Source organism: Chryseobacterium sp. 14P4.3.2, from assembly GCF_057799275.1.
Map to the genome: position 1 here is coordinate 32,850 of NZ_JBYOKO010000004.1, position 18,129 is coordinate 50,978.

Below are 18,129 nucleotides of genomic sequence, written 5' to 3' on the forward strand. Positions count from 1 at the left end.
TTATTTAAATCTTTACACTTTCCAATGCTTTGGGTAAAAATGAGTTTGGAAAGATATTTCTCGCTTCATCTGTAAATACGGTAAGGTCTGCATATCTGTTGGAAAAATGCCCTAAAATAAGCTTTCCGACCTGTGCTTTCTGTGCAATGGTTGCAGCCTCTAATGCTGTAGTATGCCCGGTATAATCAGCCATCTCCTTAAGATCATGCAAAAAAGTAGATTCATGATAAAGAACCGTTGCATTTTTAATAATCGGGATTACGCTTTCAAGATAACGGGTATCACTGCAGAAAGCATAAGACACTGACGGAGCCGGAGGTAAAGTTAACACTTCATTTTTAAGAACATACCCATCACTTAGTACAAAATCTTTGCCTGCTTTTATATTGTGATAATCGCAGCTTTCAATTTCGTCATATTTAGCAATTTCCTTCATATTAAGATGTCTGTCTTTCGGCTTTTCTTTAAAAAGATAGCCGTTACAGTAAATTCTATGATCCAAAGGGATAGTATACACCTCTACTCTGTTATCTTCATAAACTTTCTCAGAATAGTCCTTATCCAGTTCATGATAAACTACTTCGAAGCCACGATGGGTTTCTGTAATCTGAAAAATAGTTTCCAGCATTTTCTTGATTCCTTTGGGACCATAAACATGCAAAGGGGTATCTCTCCCCAAAAGACGGAAAGAAGCTATAAGCCCCGGGAGACCAAAACAATGGTCACCATGAAGGTGAGAGATAAAAATATGATTGATTTTTGAAAATCTCGCTTTTGCTTTTCTCAGCTGTACCTGTGTACCTTCTCCGCAATCGATCAGAAAAAGTCTTTCTTCCATTTCCAGCAGCTGTGCTGTGGGTGATGTATTGATGGTCGGGATAGCTGAATTAAAGCCTAGTATCGTTAAATAAGTACTCAAATCAATAGTTTATTGTAACAAATGTACGACAGAAAATCTAAATGGGTATTTTACCTTTATTAATAAATTTAATCTGTCACTTTTAAAAAATCCATAAATAAGTCTAATGCCTGTTTGCGGTGGCTAATCTTATTTTTATCTTCAGGATTCATTTCTGCAAAGGTTTTCCCATATCCCTCAGGAACAAAAATAGGATCATAACCAAATCCTTTAAATCCTTTATTTTCGGCCAGTAGATTCCCATACACCCTTCCTTCAAAATATTGTGCTCCATTTTGATCATAGTAGCATAGAACAGTTATGAAATAGGCTTTCCTATTTTCTATTTCCTTCATTTCTTCCAGCACTTTTTCAATATTTTTAGCAAAATCATGGTCACCTGCATAACGGGCTGAGAAAATCCCAGGTCTTCCGTCAAGGGATTCCACTACCAAACCACTGTCATCCCCCAAACTTGGTATTCCGGTCTTTTCAAAACAATATTTTGCCTTGATTAAAGCATTGGCACGAAAAGAGTCTCCATCTTCTACAATCTCTTCATGGATATTGTAATCGGTAAGACTTTTCACCACACAATCATTTCCCAGGATCTGTTGAATTTCTTCTTTTTTATGTTCGTTGTGTGTAGCGACTAATAATTCCATTTCTATATTTATTTTCAATTTTACTTTTCAATTCCGGCTGTTTATAATTCGGCATAATGCACTTTATACTTTTTCATAAAAAGATAATAAAATACTGAAAACAGTACGAGCCCTACAGCCAATATCAGCCACTCTGAAACCTTAAATGCTTCTGCGAAGCTTTCATTTTTACTATTATAAAGAACCAATAATGAAAGGGTCAAATTATTAAACCCATGCAGCAACATCGGCATCAGCAGTGATTTTGTTTTATAATATACCAATCCCAGAACACATCCAAGCATTACAGCACTGATAAACTGCCAGGGATTTCCGTGTACCACTCCAAAAATAATGGATGCGTAGAGAATTGCTTTCCAGGGTTCTGTCCCTTTATTGATCAATCCTTTCTGAATAATTCCCCTAAAAATAATTTCTTCAAAAATCGGCGCCATGATTACCGTCATGATGATCATGATTACAGGGTCATCAGTCAGCTGGCTCATCAGCCGGGTGAAATATTCATAAAAGTCTCCAAAAAACGGTCCTGTAGTAGGAATCTGAGCCGTCACGAATTCAGAAATGAACATCATACCGGCCATCATAGGAAAAATAAGGAGATAAGTATAAAAGTTCACGGACGAGAAGTTGAAATTAAGCTTCATATTCGTGGTACGCCTTACAATGAAAAAATCAAAAAAGGCAATTGCCGTAAGGAATCCTACAGAGTTGGCCACCATAAGAAACCAGTCTTTAAGCTCTATATTTTCTTTGAAAGCCACTTTCCAAAAAATACTGAATAAAGAAACAGCCATTGTTCCTACAAACAATCCAACTACCAATGTAACAGCGCCCAGCCATGTAAAAGTAAACTTCGGATACCTGCTATTTTCCATTCTATTTCTCTGTAAAAATTTAGTGAAACAAAGATAATTTTTTTGAATACCACAGGCAACTAAAAAAGAAAATACTTATTTTCGCTCTAATCGCATAAAACCACAAAATGAATACCTGTTTACGACTTTCAATTTTGGAATTTAAAATAAATAGATTTATAATTTCCGTTTTATCATTTTATCCGGCTGTAAATAAAATAACAACAATAGCATTTACCTAAAGATCATGCGAATGGGGAAAAAATTCCAAATAATAGAATCTGAGGTTAACTGGCCCATAGCTTATCTTGCCCTGTGCGCAGCATGGCTGGTTACTGTTATAATAGCGGCTTTGATTCTGCTGCTTTTCTGTGAGCTTTTCAACCAGGGTTTCAATGATTACTATTCTTATCATCTGGACCGGTTTTTTATTATTCTTATAACAGAAATCGTATGCATTATCATTTCTATATTTTTGATTCCGTATATGATTAACATCAAAGAAAAAGAATTTCAGAAAGTGGTCATCAATGAAAAAGGAGTTTATGTTTACAATTACAGTAATGAGATCATTACCAATACTTTATATACAGAACTCTTCAGGTCTGACGATTCTTTTCTTCCCGATGTAAGAAGTGTAACCAACACTCAGCCTTCCTTCACGAAATCTATAAAGATTTTTAAGAAAAATGAAAGCGGACAGATACAGGAAACCGGGATTGGTTTCAATTATGGTATTTACATTTTAAAAAATAAATATGACCTGTACAGACACTTTTTAATTGGTGTTCAAAATTTCAGGCCGGATCTGAAAATAGAACAGCAAACACTTGAAGAATACAATCTGTCTGCAAAAGCACGTCCTGTTCAAAAATCGGCAGAATTTGAATTTTTTATAACGATTATTTTACTTGCCCTTATCTTTTGCTTATTGTATTCCATTGTGCTTGTTATTAATTTTCTGGTATAGAGATCAGATTTCAGATACCACATCTTTCATTATCAGAATCCGGGCAGTCTGCCTGCTCTACAGACTTGCAATCCTACTCCAAGGCCCTTAAACGTATCCATTCTTCTACTCTGAAACTATTAAATACTATTACAGCAAAACCTTCAAACTACCCTCCCGGCATCATACAATCATTTATTTATCAAATTATTTGAAACCCTCATAAAAAATCACGATTTTTGCAACTTCAAAATACGATATGTCAGACTTAATCAAAGAAATACAAAGAAGAAAGACCTTCGGGATCATTTCCCACCCGGATGCCGGAAAAACAACGCTTACTGAAAAGCTTCTTCTTTTCGGGGGTGCAATCCAGGAAGCGGGTGCAGTAAAATCCAACAAAATAAAAAAAGGAGCTACTTCCGACTTTATGGAAATTGAAAGACAGAGAGGAATCTCTGTGGCAACTTCCGTATTGGCTTTTGAATATAGAGATCATAAAATCAATATCCTGGATACTCCCGGGCACAAGGACTTTGCTGAAGATACCTACAGAACATTAACTGCTGTAGATTCTGTAATCGTTGTAATTGACGTTGCAAAAGGGGTTGAAGAGCAGACTGAAAAACTGGTTAAGGTATGCAGAATGAGAAACATTCCTATGCTGGTTTTCATCAATAAGCTTGACCGTGAAGGTAAAGACGCTTTTGATCTGTTGGATGAAGTAGAGCAAAAATTAGGATTAAGAGTGGTTCCGCTGTCACTTCCGATTGGTATGGGAAGTGATTTCCAGGGAATTTACAATATATGGGAAAACAATATCAAGTTATTCCTTGAAGAGAAAAAACAAAAAGTAGGTGAATCAATCACTTTTGAAGATATTAACGACCCTTCCATTGATGAGGCAATTGGTCAGAAAGCTGCTCAGGCATTGAGAGAAGAGCTTGAACTGATACAATCCGTATATCCTGAATTCAGCCGCGAAGATTATATGAAAGGTGATCTTCAGCCTGTATTCTTCGGTTCGGCTTTAAATAATTTCGGAGTGCGTGAACTATTGGATGCATTTATTGATATTGCACCTATGCCACAACCTAAAGAAAGTGATATCCGTATCGTAAAACCTGAAGAAAGTACTTTCACAGGATTCGTTTTTAAGATCCACGCTAATATGGATCCTAAGCACAGAGATAGACTTGCTTTTGTAAAGATTGTTTCCGGAACTTTCAAGAGAAACGAAAATTATTTACTGGTAAGAGAAGGTAAAAAGATGAAATTTTCCTCTCCTAATGCATTCTTTGCTGATAAAAAAGAGGTTGTAGAAGAAAGTTTCCCGGGGGATATCGTAGGTCTTCATGATACGGGAAGTTTCAGAATCGGTGATACTCTTACCGGTGGTGAAAAGCTAAGCTTCAAAGGAGTTCCAAGTTTCTCTCCTGAACATTTCCGTTATATTAACAATAGCGATCCGCTAAAAGCTAAGCAGCTGGCAAAAGGTATCGATCAGTTGATGGATGAAGGGGTTGCACAGTTGTTTACACTGGAAATGAACGGCAGAAAGATCATCGGAACGGTAGGTGCACTTCAGTATGAGGTTATCCAATACCGTCTGGAGCATGAATATGGAGCTAAGTGTACTTACGAACCACTTTCCATGCATAAGGCCTGCTGGGTAGAAGCTGATGAGAAATCTGATGAGTTTAAGGAATTTTCAAGACTGAAACAGAGATTTCTTGCCAGAGATAAATATAACCAACTGGTATTTTTAGCAGACTCTTCGTTTACCATTCATATGACGCAGGAAAAATTTCCAAATGTGAAACTGCACTTCATCAGTGAATTCAAAGATCACTAAATAAAAAAGCATTATTGCTGAAAAGATATCAATCCGTAGAAATTTTCTGCGGATTTTTTATTCCAAATATCTTCTACGTTCAATTGAAGTATTTTTTCTCTGTTTTAAAATCTTCTTATATTTGGTTTTCCCTCTCCATAAACTACTAACCATAGCTTCATCATGAAAAAAATAATTTTTATCCTTCTGGCTGTATTGATTTATCAAAACTCTTTTTCCCAAAAATTCCTTTCTAAAATTGATTCACTGAAAACAGAGACGGAAGCTGAAAATCTGATCAATACAATACTCAACGGAAATAAATCATTTAAAATAAAAAAAATAGCTGATTTTAATGAAAAACGTGGACAAAATGATTTTTGCAAAAGAATAGCAGATTCCCTGCACATTGGACAGGCATTTTATAAGGCTGACTTTGATAATAATGGTTATACGGATTTAATGGGGATTGGGGATTATTATGATTTCAGCATTTTTATTGTAATGAATTATGGGAAAAACTCATTAAAACTGAATAGGCTTACGCGAAGGTCTTTTCAAAACTGCACTTTTCCAAAGATCAAAAATGATTCGATCATCCAATATTACTATATGTCGGAATTGGATTGGGATAATGAAGAGAAACCAAGGTTGCAGAAAAAGGATCTGATATTTAAATATGGAGATTTTATAGAATACAGCTCAAATCCCGCTGCTTATGATATTGAAAAAATTGAATATCAGACAGGCGCATGTTTCGGAACCTGTCCACAGTTTTACATTTCAGTTGATAAAAGCAGGAATGGATCACTTAAAGCAGAATATTATAATATTGACAAATCTAAAAATAACAAAGAGATCGTTGGTAATTTTAAAACTTTGGTTACAAAAAATAACTATGATGAAATAATCAACCTCTTAAATTATATTGATTTTCCAGACTTAAAAAATCAATACTCCGTTGGTTGGACTGATGATCAGTCGTCAACATTGAAAATAACTTATAATAATGGAAAAGTAAAAGAAATAAAAGACTATGGATTGATTGGGACTTATGGTCTGGACAGAATTTATAGTCTCTTGTTTGATTTAAGGTTCAATCAAAACTGGAAATAAACAATATGATGCCTTCCATATTTAAAAATCTCTTTATTCAAAGAGATTTTTTTTGCGCTATCAGCAGTGCTCTTTACAATATCAAGCCGCAGAATTCAGCTTTTATTTTAATTTATTCAATAAGGAAAATTGTAAAATCCCTTTATTTATATTTTACAAAAATCTATTAATCAAGTAATTAATAGTTTACACAAGTAAAACAATTCCTTTACAATCTTTACAAGAACTTCCCTTCTAATTTTACTTCATCAAAAAAATTAATGTTATGAAAAAGTTCATATTACTGGTTGCTTTATCAAGCACTTTCATCATGTGTAAAAAGGGAGAAACTAAAATTCATGAAGCTATCCAGACAGCAGACAGCACTGCTGCTACTGCCACACAGGCTATTGATAATGCCGGCAAAACAGTTGAACAGGTAATGGATTCGGCTACTATTAAAATAAAGGATTTTGACAATGCAAAAAATGACATCCAGCAGAAAATAGAAAACACTTCAAAAATTGTAGATTCTCTGTCCGATAAAATTGCTTCCGTAAAACTGGAAACTAAAATTGAGAAAAAAGATTCCGCATCAAAAAAGGCTGAAAAAATTGTTGTGAATTTACCTGCCCCCAAAATCATCAAAGAAACGAAGATTATATATAAGGACCGACCGAAAAACGACAGCTATGAACTGAATATGCCGAAAGACAAAATGGTAAAATCAGGATATCTTACCATAAAGGCAGATAATACTGAAACGGTAAAGGAAATCATCAGAGAAGAAGCCATCAAAAATAATGGCTATATCAAAAGCGAAAACCTTTCTTATATAGAATCTGACAATCATCGCAGTGACAATCAAAAAATATACAGCCTGGATATCAAAGTTCCTATCCAGTATTTCGATGGCTTAATGGATGCTTTAAACAATAATATCGGAGATATTGAGACCAAAGACATTCAGGTTTCAGGGCATCATTATACTGATAATACGATTTGCAGTATCAATATTAATATTGCAGATAAAACAGATTCTGACAAAGAACCTAAAACTTTTGGTGGAAAATCATTGGCTGCTATTGGATCAGGCTGGGATGTTATTACTTCGATCTTCATTTTCATTATTCCATTATGGCCTTTAGTACTAATAGGAGGTATAATCTATTATTTTTACAAAAAAAGAAATAAAAATATCACACACAAAGACACCAAATAGGTTGAAACATTAATGTACTCGGTAAATATTTTAATATTTTTTTAATAACAAATAGAATTACAGATAAATTCTTATTTCTAAATTTATCATAGTATTAATCTTCAAAATATCCAACTCATGAGTAAAGATCTTCCCAATTTCAAATATGAGTTAGAAAAAAAGGAGCCAAGACTAGGTCCCGGCGGAATTACAAGAGGGGTTTCTGTAAAGGAATTTAAAGCTTCTGAAAATCTGGCTGGCGTTAGTATGCATCTGGAACCGGGAGCCATCCGCGAGCTTCACTGGCATGCCAATGCTGCAGAATGGGGTTATGTTTTGGAAGGACAGATGCGTACTACTGTTATCGACCCTCAGGGGAATGTATTTATTGATATTTTTAACCCGGGAGATGTATGGTATTTCCCAAGAGGTTATGGGCATGTACTGCAGTGTATCAGCAGTAAAAGCTGCCATTTTATTTTAATTTTTGACAATGGTGATTTTTCTGAAGACCATACCTTTAGTATTACAGATTTTATCTCCAGTATTCCGGTGGAAATTGCCGCTCAGAACTTAGGACTGACGGAAGAGGAAGTTAAGCAGCTCCATCAGGGAGAAGCTTATTTTGCAAAATGTGAACTTCCTGATATTCGTTCCGGACTGGCGTCACCAAGAAATGAAATTTCATTAGTGTCAAAGCACCGCTATCCATTGGGAGCTCAGCAACCTATCGTAGTTCCCGGTGGAGGTTTGCAGAGAGTAGTTACTCAGAAAGAATTTGAGATAGCAAAAACCATTACCGGAAGTATTTTCGAAATAGAACCGGGAGGATTAAGAGAATTACACTGGCATCCTAATGCTGATGAATGGCAATATTATATTCAGGGAAAAGCTGAAATGGGTGTTTTCCTTGCGGAAGGACAGTTTGTAAAAGACGAATTTAATAAAGGAGATGTAGGTTATGTCCCAATGGGTGCAGGACATTACATTAAAAATACAGGAAGCGAAAAGCTTATTGTACTGCTTGGGTTTAATAATGGCTTGTATGAGGCAATTGATCTCAGCAGTTGGATTAGTGGAAATCCGAAAGATATTTTAAAAGGGAATTTTGGAGTGGGCAATGAAATTGCAGACCGTTTCCCAACCTCTGGTAAGCTTATTATCAGGTAAATGAAGCTCTATATGAAAATGAGGTTCAAAAAAAATTAACCCGGAAATTTTTATTTCATATATTAATATTTTGTGATTTGGTGAAAATAAGGCTCTCAATTTGAGAGCCTTATTTATTTTATTTCATATTCACAATCTTGTCTACGACAAACTTTGTATTTCCTCTCCACGGCAGTGCACCATTATATTCTTTGTAATGAAGATCAAAGGTTTTTCCACTGTTTGTTTCCAGTTGTTTGAAAACTTCAGGATCAGCTACAGAAAACTCAAACTCATAGCTTGTGATAGTTCCTGTTCTTCCTTTCCCGAATCCTTCCTGAATCAGTTTACCTTCATAGGTTTTGAAGACATAGCCCTTTTTCATGGCGTAATTCAGGTATCCGGACTTCACTCCTTCTCCAAAAACGAAGAAGAACTTATACCATACAAATACTCCTAATAAAAGCAGTACGACACCGAGAGTGATCCACAAAGATTTTTTCATAGGTAATGTGTTTATATTTTTTTATTTTGCGATGCTTCTTGAGATCACTATTTTCTGAATTTCAGAAGTTCCTTCGTAGATCTGAGTGATTTTTGCATCTCTCATTAATCTTTCTACGTGGTATTCTTTTACATATCCATATCCACCGTGGATCTGTACAGCCTCAATAGTAGTATCCATTGCTACCTGAGAAGCGTATAGTTTTGCCATAGCCCCGCTTTCAGAAATATCTTTTCCTGCATCTTTTTCGCATGCTGCTTTAAAGCAAAGCATTCTTGCGGCAGTAATCTGAGTAGCCATATCAGCTAATTTGAAAGCAATTGCCTGGTGGTTGATAATTTCAGTTTTGAAAGCCTTTCTTGTTTTAGCATATTTCAACGCCAGTTCGTAAGCTCCGGAAGCGATTCCTAAAGCCTGAGAAGCAATCCCAATTCTTCCACCATTCAATACAGCCATAGCAAAATTGAAACCAAATCCGTCTTCACCAATTCTGTTTTCTTTAGGAACTTTTACATTATTAAAGATCAGAGAGTGAGTATCACTTCCTCTGATTCCCAATTTGTCTTCTTTTGTTCCCACTTCAAAACCTTCCCATCCTCTTTCTACGATGAAAGCATTGATCCCTTTGTGTTTTTTTTCAGGATCTGTCTGAGCGATTACGATATAATAAGAAGCTGTTCCACCATTGGTGATCCAGTTTTTAATACCATTTAAAAGGTAGTAATCTCCTTTATCTTCTGCGGTTGTTTTCTGAGAGGTTGCATCAGAACCTGCTTCCGGCTCAGATAATGCAAATGCTCCAATCACCTGTCCGCTAGCCAGTGGAGTAAGATATTTTACTTTTTGTTCTTCAGATGCAAACTTTTCAAGACCGGCACAAACCAATGAATTGTTTACAGACATTACAACTGCTGCAGAGGCATCTATTTTTGCAATTTCTTCCATTGCCAATACGTAAGAAACGCTGTCCATGCCTGCACCTCCGTATTTTGGATCAACCATCATTCCCAAAAGACCCATCTCTCCCATCTTCTTCACCTGTTCTGCGGGGAATTTCTGGTCACGGTCTCTTTCAATAACTTCCGGTAATAGTTCGGTTTGGGCAAAGTCTCTTGCTGCCTGCTGAATCATCAGCTGTTCTTCTGATAAATTAAAGTCCATAAAAAAAATAATTAGATAGCCGTAAATTTACACTTTTTAAGCAAATATGAAAAAAGAAATTAAAAGCATGAAAAAGGCTGAAAGAAAGGAAGCAGGCGGAGGTTTGGAGATCGGAATACAAATTACGGAATAAGAGGTTATGAGGGCTAAATGAAGGATAAAAAGTTACTCAAAAAAAGAAAAAAGTAAGAGGTTATAAATTGAAATATTCCACTCATCGTCACCTTTCATAAATCTCATTTCCATACTTACGGCCCCCTTTTTGATGAAATATACTATGGTTAGCATTTAACTAATTTCTAATTATGACAATCAGACGTCAACAATTAAAAAAAATGCTTATATTTAAATTTCTTTATAAATTACTTAAAAAATCATGACGATCAAAAGATTATTCGATATACCACACTATGCTTTAGAAAAATATCCTAAAACAGATATGTTTGTTACCAAATATCATGGTGAGTGGGAAAAAACTTCTACACAGGAGTTTATCAATGAAGGAAATAAGATATCCAGAGGATTGCTGAAACTCGGTATAAAACCGGGTGATAAGATCGCTTTAATCACCACCAATTCCCGTACGGAATGGGCTATTATGGATTTTGGAATTTCACAGATCGGAGTGGTTTCAGTACCGGTTTATCCCAGTATTTCGCCGGAAGATTATGAATTTATTTTCAATAATGCTGAAATTCAATACTGTTTTGTCTCTGACAAAGAATTGCTGAATAAAGTAATGAAAGTAAAGCATAATATTCCCAGTCTGCAGGGAATTTTTACTTTCGACAATATAAGCGGGGCAGCTAACTGGAAAGAGATTCTGGATCTGGGTAAAGATGAATCTACACAAATTGAAGTAGATGATCTTTCTAATGCCATCAATACTGAAGATCTTGCAACAATTATATACACCTCCGGAACCACCGGAAGGCCAAAAGGGGTAATGCTTACGCACAACAATATTGTTTCTAACGTATTGGGAGCTATCCCCAGAATTCCAAAGAAGAAAAGCCTGGACTATAAGGAAACAAGAGCGCTAAGCTTCCTTCCTATCTGCCATATTTTTGAAAGAATGCTGTTCTACCTTTATCAATACAACGGTTTTTCTCTCTATTTTGCAGAAAGTATCGAAAAGATGGGCGAAAACGTAAAAGAAGTGAAGCCTCACTATATGACGGTAGTTCCAAGGCTGGTAGAAAAAGTATATGATAAAATTTACAATACAGGTTCTTCTGCTGGAGGATTAAAATCTAAAATTTTCTTCTGGGCGTTAAATTTAATCAGCAAAAAGAAAGAAATATCAAAACCATCCGGACTTCAGGAAATCATTGCAGACAAATTGGTTTTTTCTAAATGGAGAGAAGGTTTAGGCGGAGAAATTGTAACGCTGGTTTCAGGGTCTGCAGCACTGTCTACAAGGCTTAATTTAATGTTTCAGAATGCAGGTATTCCAATTCTGGAAGGTTATGGATTAACAGAAACTTCACCCGTAATTTCTGTAAACAGTTTTGATAAAATGAAAGTAGGAACTGTGGGAGTTCCATTAGATAATCTAAAAGTAAAAATTCAGGAAGATGGTGAAATTACTGTAAAGGGACCCTCAGTATTCAAAGGTTATTTCCAAAATGAAGAGATGACCAAAGAGGCTTTTACGGAGGATGGATTTTTCAAGACCGGAGATATCGGAAATATTGATAATGACGGATTTTTACAGATCACTGACCGTAAGAAAGAAATGTTCAAAACCTCAGGGGGAAAATACATTGCTCCTCAAACGATTGAAAATTTAGCAAAAGCTTCAAAATTCATTGAACAGATTATGGTAGTAGGTGATGGTGAAAAAATGCCATGTGCCCTGGTACAGCCTGATTTTGAATTTGCGAAAAGCTGGGCGATGAGAAACAATCTCAATATTGGTTCAACGCCGGAAGAGATTGCTAAAAGTCCCGAACTGAAACAAAGAATTGAAAAAGAAATTGACGGAATGAATGAACATCTCGGAAATTGGGAAAAGATCAAGAAAATAGAGCTTACTCCCGAAGTATGGAGCATCGAAAGCGGGCTTCTTACTCCAACCCTGAAGCTTAAAAGAAAGGCTGTAAAAGAGAAATTTATCGCCCTGTACAATAAGATGTATGATCATCACGAATAGAAATTATCAACCGCTTCTCCTGAAGCGGTTTTTTTATCTTTAAAAACAGGGTAAAACCTATTTCTATCGAATTATTTTTCAATGTAGTTTTTTAAACAATCTGCCAAAAATTTCATCGCCCTAAAAATAATGTTATATCCACTGCACATAAAAAAAGCTGTTTCATTTTTGAAACAGCTTTTGTATGATGGATAATCAGTGCTTAGAATTTAATAACTGATTTCATTCTTTCGTTTTCTTCCATTACCAACTCGTCATCAACAAGGATCTTCCCAGAGTGCTCATCAATAATGATTTTCTTTCTCTGAGCAATTTCCATTTGCTTTTGTGGTGGAATAGTGAAGAAAGATCCTTTTGGAGCTCCTCTTTCTAATCCTACTACGGCAAGACCGTTGATAGAGTTTGTTCTGATTCTGTTGTAAGAAGCAAGTAATCTCTCGTCAATTTTACCTGCATATTCTTTAGACTGCTCAATCAGGTATTCTTCTTCTTTCTGAGTTTCAGAGATCAAACCATCCAATTCTTCTTTCTTGAATTTCAAGTGGTTTTTCAAATCGTTGATCTTTTCAGTCAGTTCGTCTAAAGTTTCGTTTTTGTGAGCAATTTTAACTCCGAATTCTTTAATTCTTTTTTCAGCAAGTTGAATTTCCAGATCCTGGAATTCCATTTCTTTCCCTAATGCTTCAAACTCTTTATTGTTTCTTACATTATCCTGCTGAGATTTGTATTTCTCAATTAAAGCTTTAGCATGGTTAATAACTTCATGCTTCGTTTTGATCTGATCGTCCTGATCTTTGATGTCTGCATGAAATTTTTCAGCTCTTTTTTCAAGACCTTCAATCTCAATTTCAAGATCTTCAACTTCAATTGGCAATTCTCCTCTAGTATTTCGGATTTCATCCAATCTTGAATCAATGATCTGTAAATCGTATAAAGCTCTTAATTTTTCTTCAACTGAAATATCGTTGGTTTTTGCCATATTTAAATGAAATAATTTACTGGGTTTGTTTTTTCAATAGATTTTGAAATTGCAAATGTACTAAATTTTTGTGATAAAATTTCAAATAATTGTTGACTTACAAATTGTTCTGATTCATAATGACCTATATCACAGATCAGCATTTTAGACTCTGCCAAAAAATAATCGTGATATTTAAGATCCCCTGTAAGATAGGCATCACATTTCCTGGAAACTGCTGAACGGATTCCACTTGCTCCGGACCCTCCCAGAACCCCTACTCTTTTAATTTTTTTATCATTAAAAGCGGAATGTTTGATCACTTCTAATCCAAATTTTTCTTTTACAAGTCCAAGGAAATCTTTTTCATCCATTTCTTCTTCAAACTCCCCATACATTCCCAATCCTGCAAAATGGTTTTTGTTATCCAGACTGTAAATCTGATGTGCCACTTCTTCGTACGGATGTGCAGCCTTCATAGCTCCTACAATCTGGCCCTGTTTAAAACCTTCAAAAATTACAGAAATCATGTCTTCATCAGCATTTTCACGGATATTCTGCTGTCCCGAGAAAGGGTTGGAACCTTCTGCAGGCGTAAATGTACCATTTCCATTGACCGTGAAGCTGCATTCATTGTAAAATCCTATATTTCCGGCTCCCGCAGAAAACAGGGCTTCTTTTACTTTTTCTGAATACTCTTTTGGAACGAAAACCGTCAGCTGTTTAAGATTGTTTTCTTTAGGCTGAAGAATTTTCATGTTTTTCAGTCCCAATTGACTGCATATACCATGATTCACTCCAAAGAAATCATTATCAAAAGCGGTATGGATAGCATAAATCGCAATTTTATTTTCAATAGCTCTTAAGACAGCCCTTTCTACATAGTTTTTCCCTGTTAAAGATTTTAATCCTGAAAAAATAATAGGATGAAAGCATACAATCAGATTGCAGTTTCTCTCAATGGCTTCATCTACTACATTTTCCAAAGCATCATGACAAACCAGAATCCCGGATACATTACGGTCAGGTACCCCACACAGCAATCCTACGTTATCAAATCCTTCTGCCTGCTGTAAAGGAATGAGCTTATCTATTTCTGCAATTACTTTTCTTATTGTCATTTTATTCTGTATGTTTGCTACGAAAATAACGATAATTTGTTAATTTAAAAAGACATTAAAAATGGAAAGAGAGCATAATCTTATTCCTGAAGATTCCCTATGGAAAAGATTCCTTTACCGCATAATCTACCGCTCTGATACCAGGCTCGGAAAGCTGTTTGATATTACGCTACTGTCTTTGATTCTTATAAGTACAGCCATTATTATGATGGAAAGTGTACCGCTGCTTGACAAAAAGTTTCATTATACATTTCTCATATTTGAATGGATTATTTCTATGTTTTTCACGGTAGAATATTCTATGAGAATTGCAGTTATCAAGAATAGGCGAAGCTATATTTTCAGTTTTATGGGCATTATAGACTTTCTTGCTCTGGCCCCATTTTATCTTAGCTTATTCTTCCCGATCACCAAATACTTCCTGATTTTCAGGATGCTGAGAATGCTGAGAATATTCAGGATTTTCAACTTACTAGACTTTATGAATGATGGTTACCTCATCGTAAGGGCCTTGAAAAACAGCTCAAGGAAAATATATATCTTCCTCCTGTTCCTGATTATTTTCTCAGTGATTGTAGGCTCTCTTATGTTTATGGTAGAAGGAGGCAGACAGGGGTTTGAGACAATACCGCAATCTATTTACTGGGCAGTTGTAACTGTAACTACTGTAGGATACGGAGATGTATCTCCTGTTACCCCTCTTGGAAAGTTTTTTGCGGTTGTTCTGATGCTGGCCGGTTATTCTATTATTGCGGTTCCTACAGGAATTGTCACTGCCGAAATGAGGAATAAAAGACAAAACCTGGAAAAGGTATGCGACCGTTGTGGAAATGAGGATATTGACGATGATGCAAGATATTGCAAACAGTGTGGCAAGAAATTAGCTTAATATTTGATATAAAAGTAATTTTTTACCAAATACCACAAAATCATGGAACCAACAAAGAAAAACCGACCGAATGCCTTAGTAGTCATTCTTTTTGCACTCATCGCGCTAATGATCATCATCTATTTTATACTGGCGATGTTCTTCCCTACAGTATTCGATCATATGAATACAGGAGATATACAGCCTGTACCTAATAAGTAATTGACATGGAGGATGGATGAGAAATGATAGCTGAAGTAAAAAAAGATGAGTATTATTTTACTCATCTTTTTCTTTTAGCCCGAAATACCCACCCTTTATTCATTTTTTATCAAAAAAGCGGAACCACCGGATCCGCTTTGTTTGTTTTATAAATTATCAATTATTTCCTAATGACTTTGACAGTCTGCTTGGAACCGTCTTTCATTTCTAATGTTACTAAATACACTCCTTGCTTCAGCTCATTTAAATGAATAGTGGAATCCGGATTTGCAATAGTTTTCAATATTCTTCCCGAAGCATCATTTACCAGAATATTCTTGACATTTTTGATATCAGAGATATTTAATACGTCTGTAAATGGATTTGGGTATACTCTGATCTCATTTTTCTTTTGAGAAACCTCCGATACTGCCAGATTTGTATAATTGATACTGATATCGTCAAGATACAGATCATCCTGATTAGCATCTGAATAAGCATTAAATCCGAAATAATAAACTCCGGAAGCGGGAACAGTAAATGTGATTGTTTCCGTATGTGCTGTATCATCACTAATTGATGGGTAATCTGCCAGCTGGTTAACCATTGCCGCGGCAGTATTTGAGGTACCGTAAGCTACTTTTAATTTTTCAACGTAAGTGGTTGAATTATTTCCGTATTTATAACTAATGGTATATTGGACTCCGGCTGTCAAGTCCAGTCCCTGAGTAAAGAACCATGTGTTTCCAGGGTCAGAAAAACTATATGAATATTTTAATACGTTGGTCGTAAATGTCTGGCTTCCAGAAGGAGCTGATGAGGTCTCCCAGTCATTACCTGATCCCATATTGACATTTAAAGTACAACCGGGAAGTTCCGGAGGAGTAACATTTTCAAAATCAAGCACATATGGAAGGGGTGCACTTGAGCATAAAGTAGTAAAGGTTGCATAGTCACTCCATACACTTTTATCAGCAGCGCTACATGCAGATCTCACCCATACATAGTAAGGAGTAAAAGAAGATAATCCCGGTATATTATAGGTAGTCGCCATAACTCCTGTAAAATTAGGAGAAGTATTTGCTGTGGGAGCATTATTGGTTGTACTGTAATAAATATCATAACCATTTGCCGGCACGGGGTTGACAGCTGTCCAGGAAACTGTAGCTCCTGCCGCGGTTACGTTAGAAACAGTTAATACATTAGGTTCACTGCAAGCAGGTGTTACGTCCACTTTGATATCGTCAACATATAATTTATTCATATCAGGATCAGAATACGCCTGAAATCCAAAGTAATAGACTCCTGTAGCTGCCGGGGTAAAATCCACAAAGTTACCGGTAGCGGTACTGTTAATGACATCAGGATGGTCTGCCAGAGTATTCGTCATTGCAGCACTTGTCGCTGAATTTCCATAGGCTACTTTTAATTTTTCAGTATACACCGTTCCTTCTGCATTGGCATATTTGTATTTAATTCTATAGCTAACTCCCCCGGTAAGGTTAATTCCATTAGTAAAAAACCAGGTGTTTGCACTTTCTGAAGAATTATAGGAATAGCGAAGGACATTTCCTGCAAATCCCTGAGCATCCAGATCATATGTTGTCCATGTATTTCCAAGACCATCATTCACTACTGCGGTACAAATCGGCATATCCGGCACGGATACGTTTTCAAAATCAAGTGTATAAGGCACATTTACGGAAACACAGGCTGTAACCAATGTTGCCATTTGAGACCATGCACTTTTATCTGTAGTGCTGCAAACCGATCGCACCCAGACATGATAGGATGTAGCAGGACTAAGTGCAGATAAATCAGCACTTACCGTATTACTGGATCCAGAAGCCACAGTAGCAGCGGTAGGAGTGGAAGCAGAAGTTGAATAATAATATTCGTAGCCATTACCAGGAGTGGAAGTGGAAGCTGTCCAGACAAGATGAGCAGAGTTTGAAGTAATAGCGGATACCACAAGAGCAGTTGGAGCAAGGCAGTTTGGAGGCGCTCCAATAGCTACTGTGTAGTCATGCGCTTCTCCATAACCAGACACGTTACAGGGAATTGGCTGACTGGAGTATCGGTCTGCCACTCTCATTCTGTAAGTACCCGGTGTAACAGTAGCAGGAATAACAATCATTCCCGAAGTGATATTCTCTCCACCTACTGATGCACTGCTTGCCGAAGCTACAAGTTCTGGCGCGCTATCATCAAACGTTCCGTCGTTATTAAAATCGATCCAGATTCGTACATTCTGACTACCATAGTCATGCTTAACAGAAAAATCATAGCTTAATCCTGCATTCATATTAATGGTCATAGAAGTATAATCTCCATATGATCCTGGAGAGCATCCCGTATTAGGATGATCAAATCCGGCAGCAGGAATTGCAAAAGAATCAATTACATCTCCTCCACTACACCCAAAATTAAATTCGGGTACACAATAGGTTTGTGCAGAGGCTAAAAAGCCCATGGTTAAAAAACCAGCGAGTAAAACACTTTTCATACATTTTAT

The 18,129-nt window shown here is 36.2% G+C and carries 16 protein-coding genes; 8 read left to right on the forward strand and 8 right to left on the reverse strand.

The genetic code is table 11. The features are described 5' to 3' along the window. Positions 1–4 precede the first annotated feature (4 nt). The 3 genes from AC27VX_RS07935 to AC27VX_RS07945 form a co-directional block, all read right to left on the reverse strand. On the reverse strand, positions 5–919 hold the full coding sequence (locus AC27VX_RS07935; RefSeq protein ID WP_236858108.1) for a ribonuclease Z: 915 nt from the start codon (positions 917–919) through the stop codon (positions 5–7). A gap of 68 nt (positions 920–987) precedes the next feature. Continuing rightward, positions 988–1,563 carry an RdgB/HAM1 family non-canonical purine NTP pyrophosphatase gene (gene rdgB / locus AC27VX_RS07940; protein ID WP_410681028.1) on the reverse strand — a complete coding sequence of 192 codons (576 nt, stop codon included), beginning with the start codon at positions 1,561–1,563 and terminating at the stop codon, positions 988–990. A gap of 41 nt (positions 1,564–1,604) precedes the next feature. Continuing rightward, entirely contained in the window at positions 1,605–2,438 is an 834-nt protein-coding gene (locus tag AC27VX_RS07945; protein WP_488694921.1) for a CPBP family intramembrane glutamic endopeptidase, read from the reverse strand. A gap of 232 nt (positions 2,439–2,670) precedes the next feature. On the opposite strand from AC27VX_RS07945, the gene AC27VX_RS07950 reads away from it, so the two are divergent. The 5 genes from AC27VX_RS07950 (at position 2,671) to AC27VX_RS07970 (ending at position 8,666) form a co-directional block, all read left to right on the forward strand. Further along, on the forward strand, positions 2,671–3,387 hold the full coding sequence (locus AC27VX_RS07950) for a hypothetical protein (RefSeq protein ID WP_488694923.1): 717 nt from the start codon (positions 2,671–2,673) through the stop codon (positions 3,385–3,387). A 238-nt stretch (positions 3,388–3,625) separates the two neighbouring features. After that, entirely contained in the window at positions 3,626–5,221 is a 1,596-nt protein-coding gene (locus AC27VX_RS07955; RefSeq protein WP_236858105.1) for a peptide chain release factor 3, read from the forward strand. A 162-nt stretch (positions 5,222–5,383) separates the two neighbouring features. Then, entirely contained in the window at positions 5,384–6,316 is a 933-nt protein-coding gene (locus tag AC27VX_RS07960; RefSeq protein WP_236858104.1) for a DUF6438 domain-containing protein, read from the forward strand. A gap of 265 nt (positions 6,317–6,581) precedes the next feature. Further along, complete coding sequence (locus tag AC27VX_RS07965; RefSeq protein WP_488694925.1) at positions 6,582–7,517, forward strand: DUF4349 domain-containing protein; 936 nt, start codon at positions 6,582–6,584, stop codon at positions 7,515–7,517. Between the two features lie 117 nt (positions 7,518–7,634). Next, positions 7,635–8,666: a cupin domain-containing protein gene (locus AC27VX_RS07970; protein ID WP_300689190.1), complete on the forward strand. Its 1,032-nt coding sequence runs from the start codon at positions 7,635–7,637 to the stop codon at positions 8,664–8,666. Between the two features lie 118 nt (positions 8,667–8,784). Here AC27VX_RS07970 and AC27VX_RS07975 read toward each other — a convergent pair whose 3' ends face one another. Next, positions 8,785–9,150, reverse strand: a complete 366-nt coding sequence (locus tag AC27VX_RS07975) for a hypothetical protein (protein WP_236858101.1) — start codon at positions 9,148–9,150, stop codon at positions 8,785–8,787. Positions 9,151–9,171: 21 nt separating this feature from the next. Further along, complete coding sequence (locus tag AC27VX_RS07980) at positions 9,172–10,311, reverse strand: acyl-CoA dehydrogenase (RefSeq protein WP_236858100.1); 1,140 nt, start codon at positions 10,309–10,311, stop codon at positions 9,172–9,174. 376 nt (positions 10,312–10,687) lie between these two features. Between AC27VX_RS07980 and AC27VX_RS07985 the strand changes: the two genes are divergently transcribed. Continuing rightward, complete coding sequence (locus tag AC27VX_RS07985) at positions 10,688–12,466, forward strand: AMP-dependent synthetase/ligase (protein ID WP_236858099.1); 1,779 nt, start codon at positions 10,688–10,690, stop codon at positions 12,464–12,466. A 202-nt stretch (positions 12,467–12,668) separates the two neighbouring features. Here AC27VX_RS07985 and AC27VX_RS07990 read toward each other — a convergent pair whose 3' ends face one another. Both AC27VX_RS07990 and AC27VX_RS07995 read right to left on the reverse strand, forming a co-directional pair. Beyond that, complete coding sequence (locus AC27VX_RS07990) at positions 12,669–13,445, reverse strand: zinc ribbon domain-containing protein (RefSeq protein ID WP_236858098.1); 777 nt, start codon at positions 13,443–13,445, stop codon at positions 12,669–12,671. Between the two features lie 2 nt (positions 13,446–13,447). Next, on the reverse strand, positions 13,448–14,545 hold the full coding sequence (locus tag AC27VX_RS07995) for a Nif3-like dinuclear metal center hexameric protein (protein ID WP_488694929.1): 1,098 nt from the start codon (positions 14,543–14,545) through the stop codon (positions 13,448–13,450). Positions 14,546–14,606: 61 nt separating this feature from the next. Here AC27VX_RS07995 and AC27VX_RS08000 point away from each other — a divergent pair, with 61 nt between their 5' ends. Together AC27VX_RS08000 and AC27VX_RS08005 are read left to right on the forward strand one after the other, a co-directional pair. Further along, positions 14,607–15,434: an ion transporter gene (locus AC27VX_RS08000; protein WP_236858096.1), complete on the forward strand. Its 828-nt coding sequence runs from the start codon at positions 14,607–14,609 to the stop codon at positions 15,432–15,434. A 42-nt stretch (positions 15,435–15,476) separates the two neighbouring features. After that, a complete protein-coding gene (locus AC27VX_RS08005) occupies positions 15,477–15,635 on the forward strand; it encodes a hypothetical protein (RefSeq protein WP_236858095.1) in 159 nt (52 codons plus the stop codon). 160 nt (positions 15,636–15,795) lie between these two features. On the opposite strand, the gene AC27VX_RS08010 is transcribed toward AC27VX_RS08005, so the two are convergent. Next, positions 15,796–18,120 carry a GEVED domain-containing protein gene (locus tag AC27VX_RS08010; RefSeq protein WP_488694931.1) on the reverse strand — a complete coding sequence of 775 codons (2,325 nt, stop codon included), beginning with the start codon at positions 18,118–18,120 and terminating at the stop codon, positions 15,796–15,798. Positions 18,121–18,129: the final 9 nt, after the last annotated feature.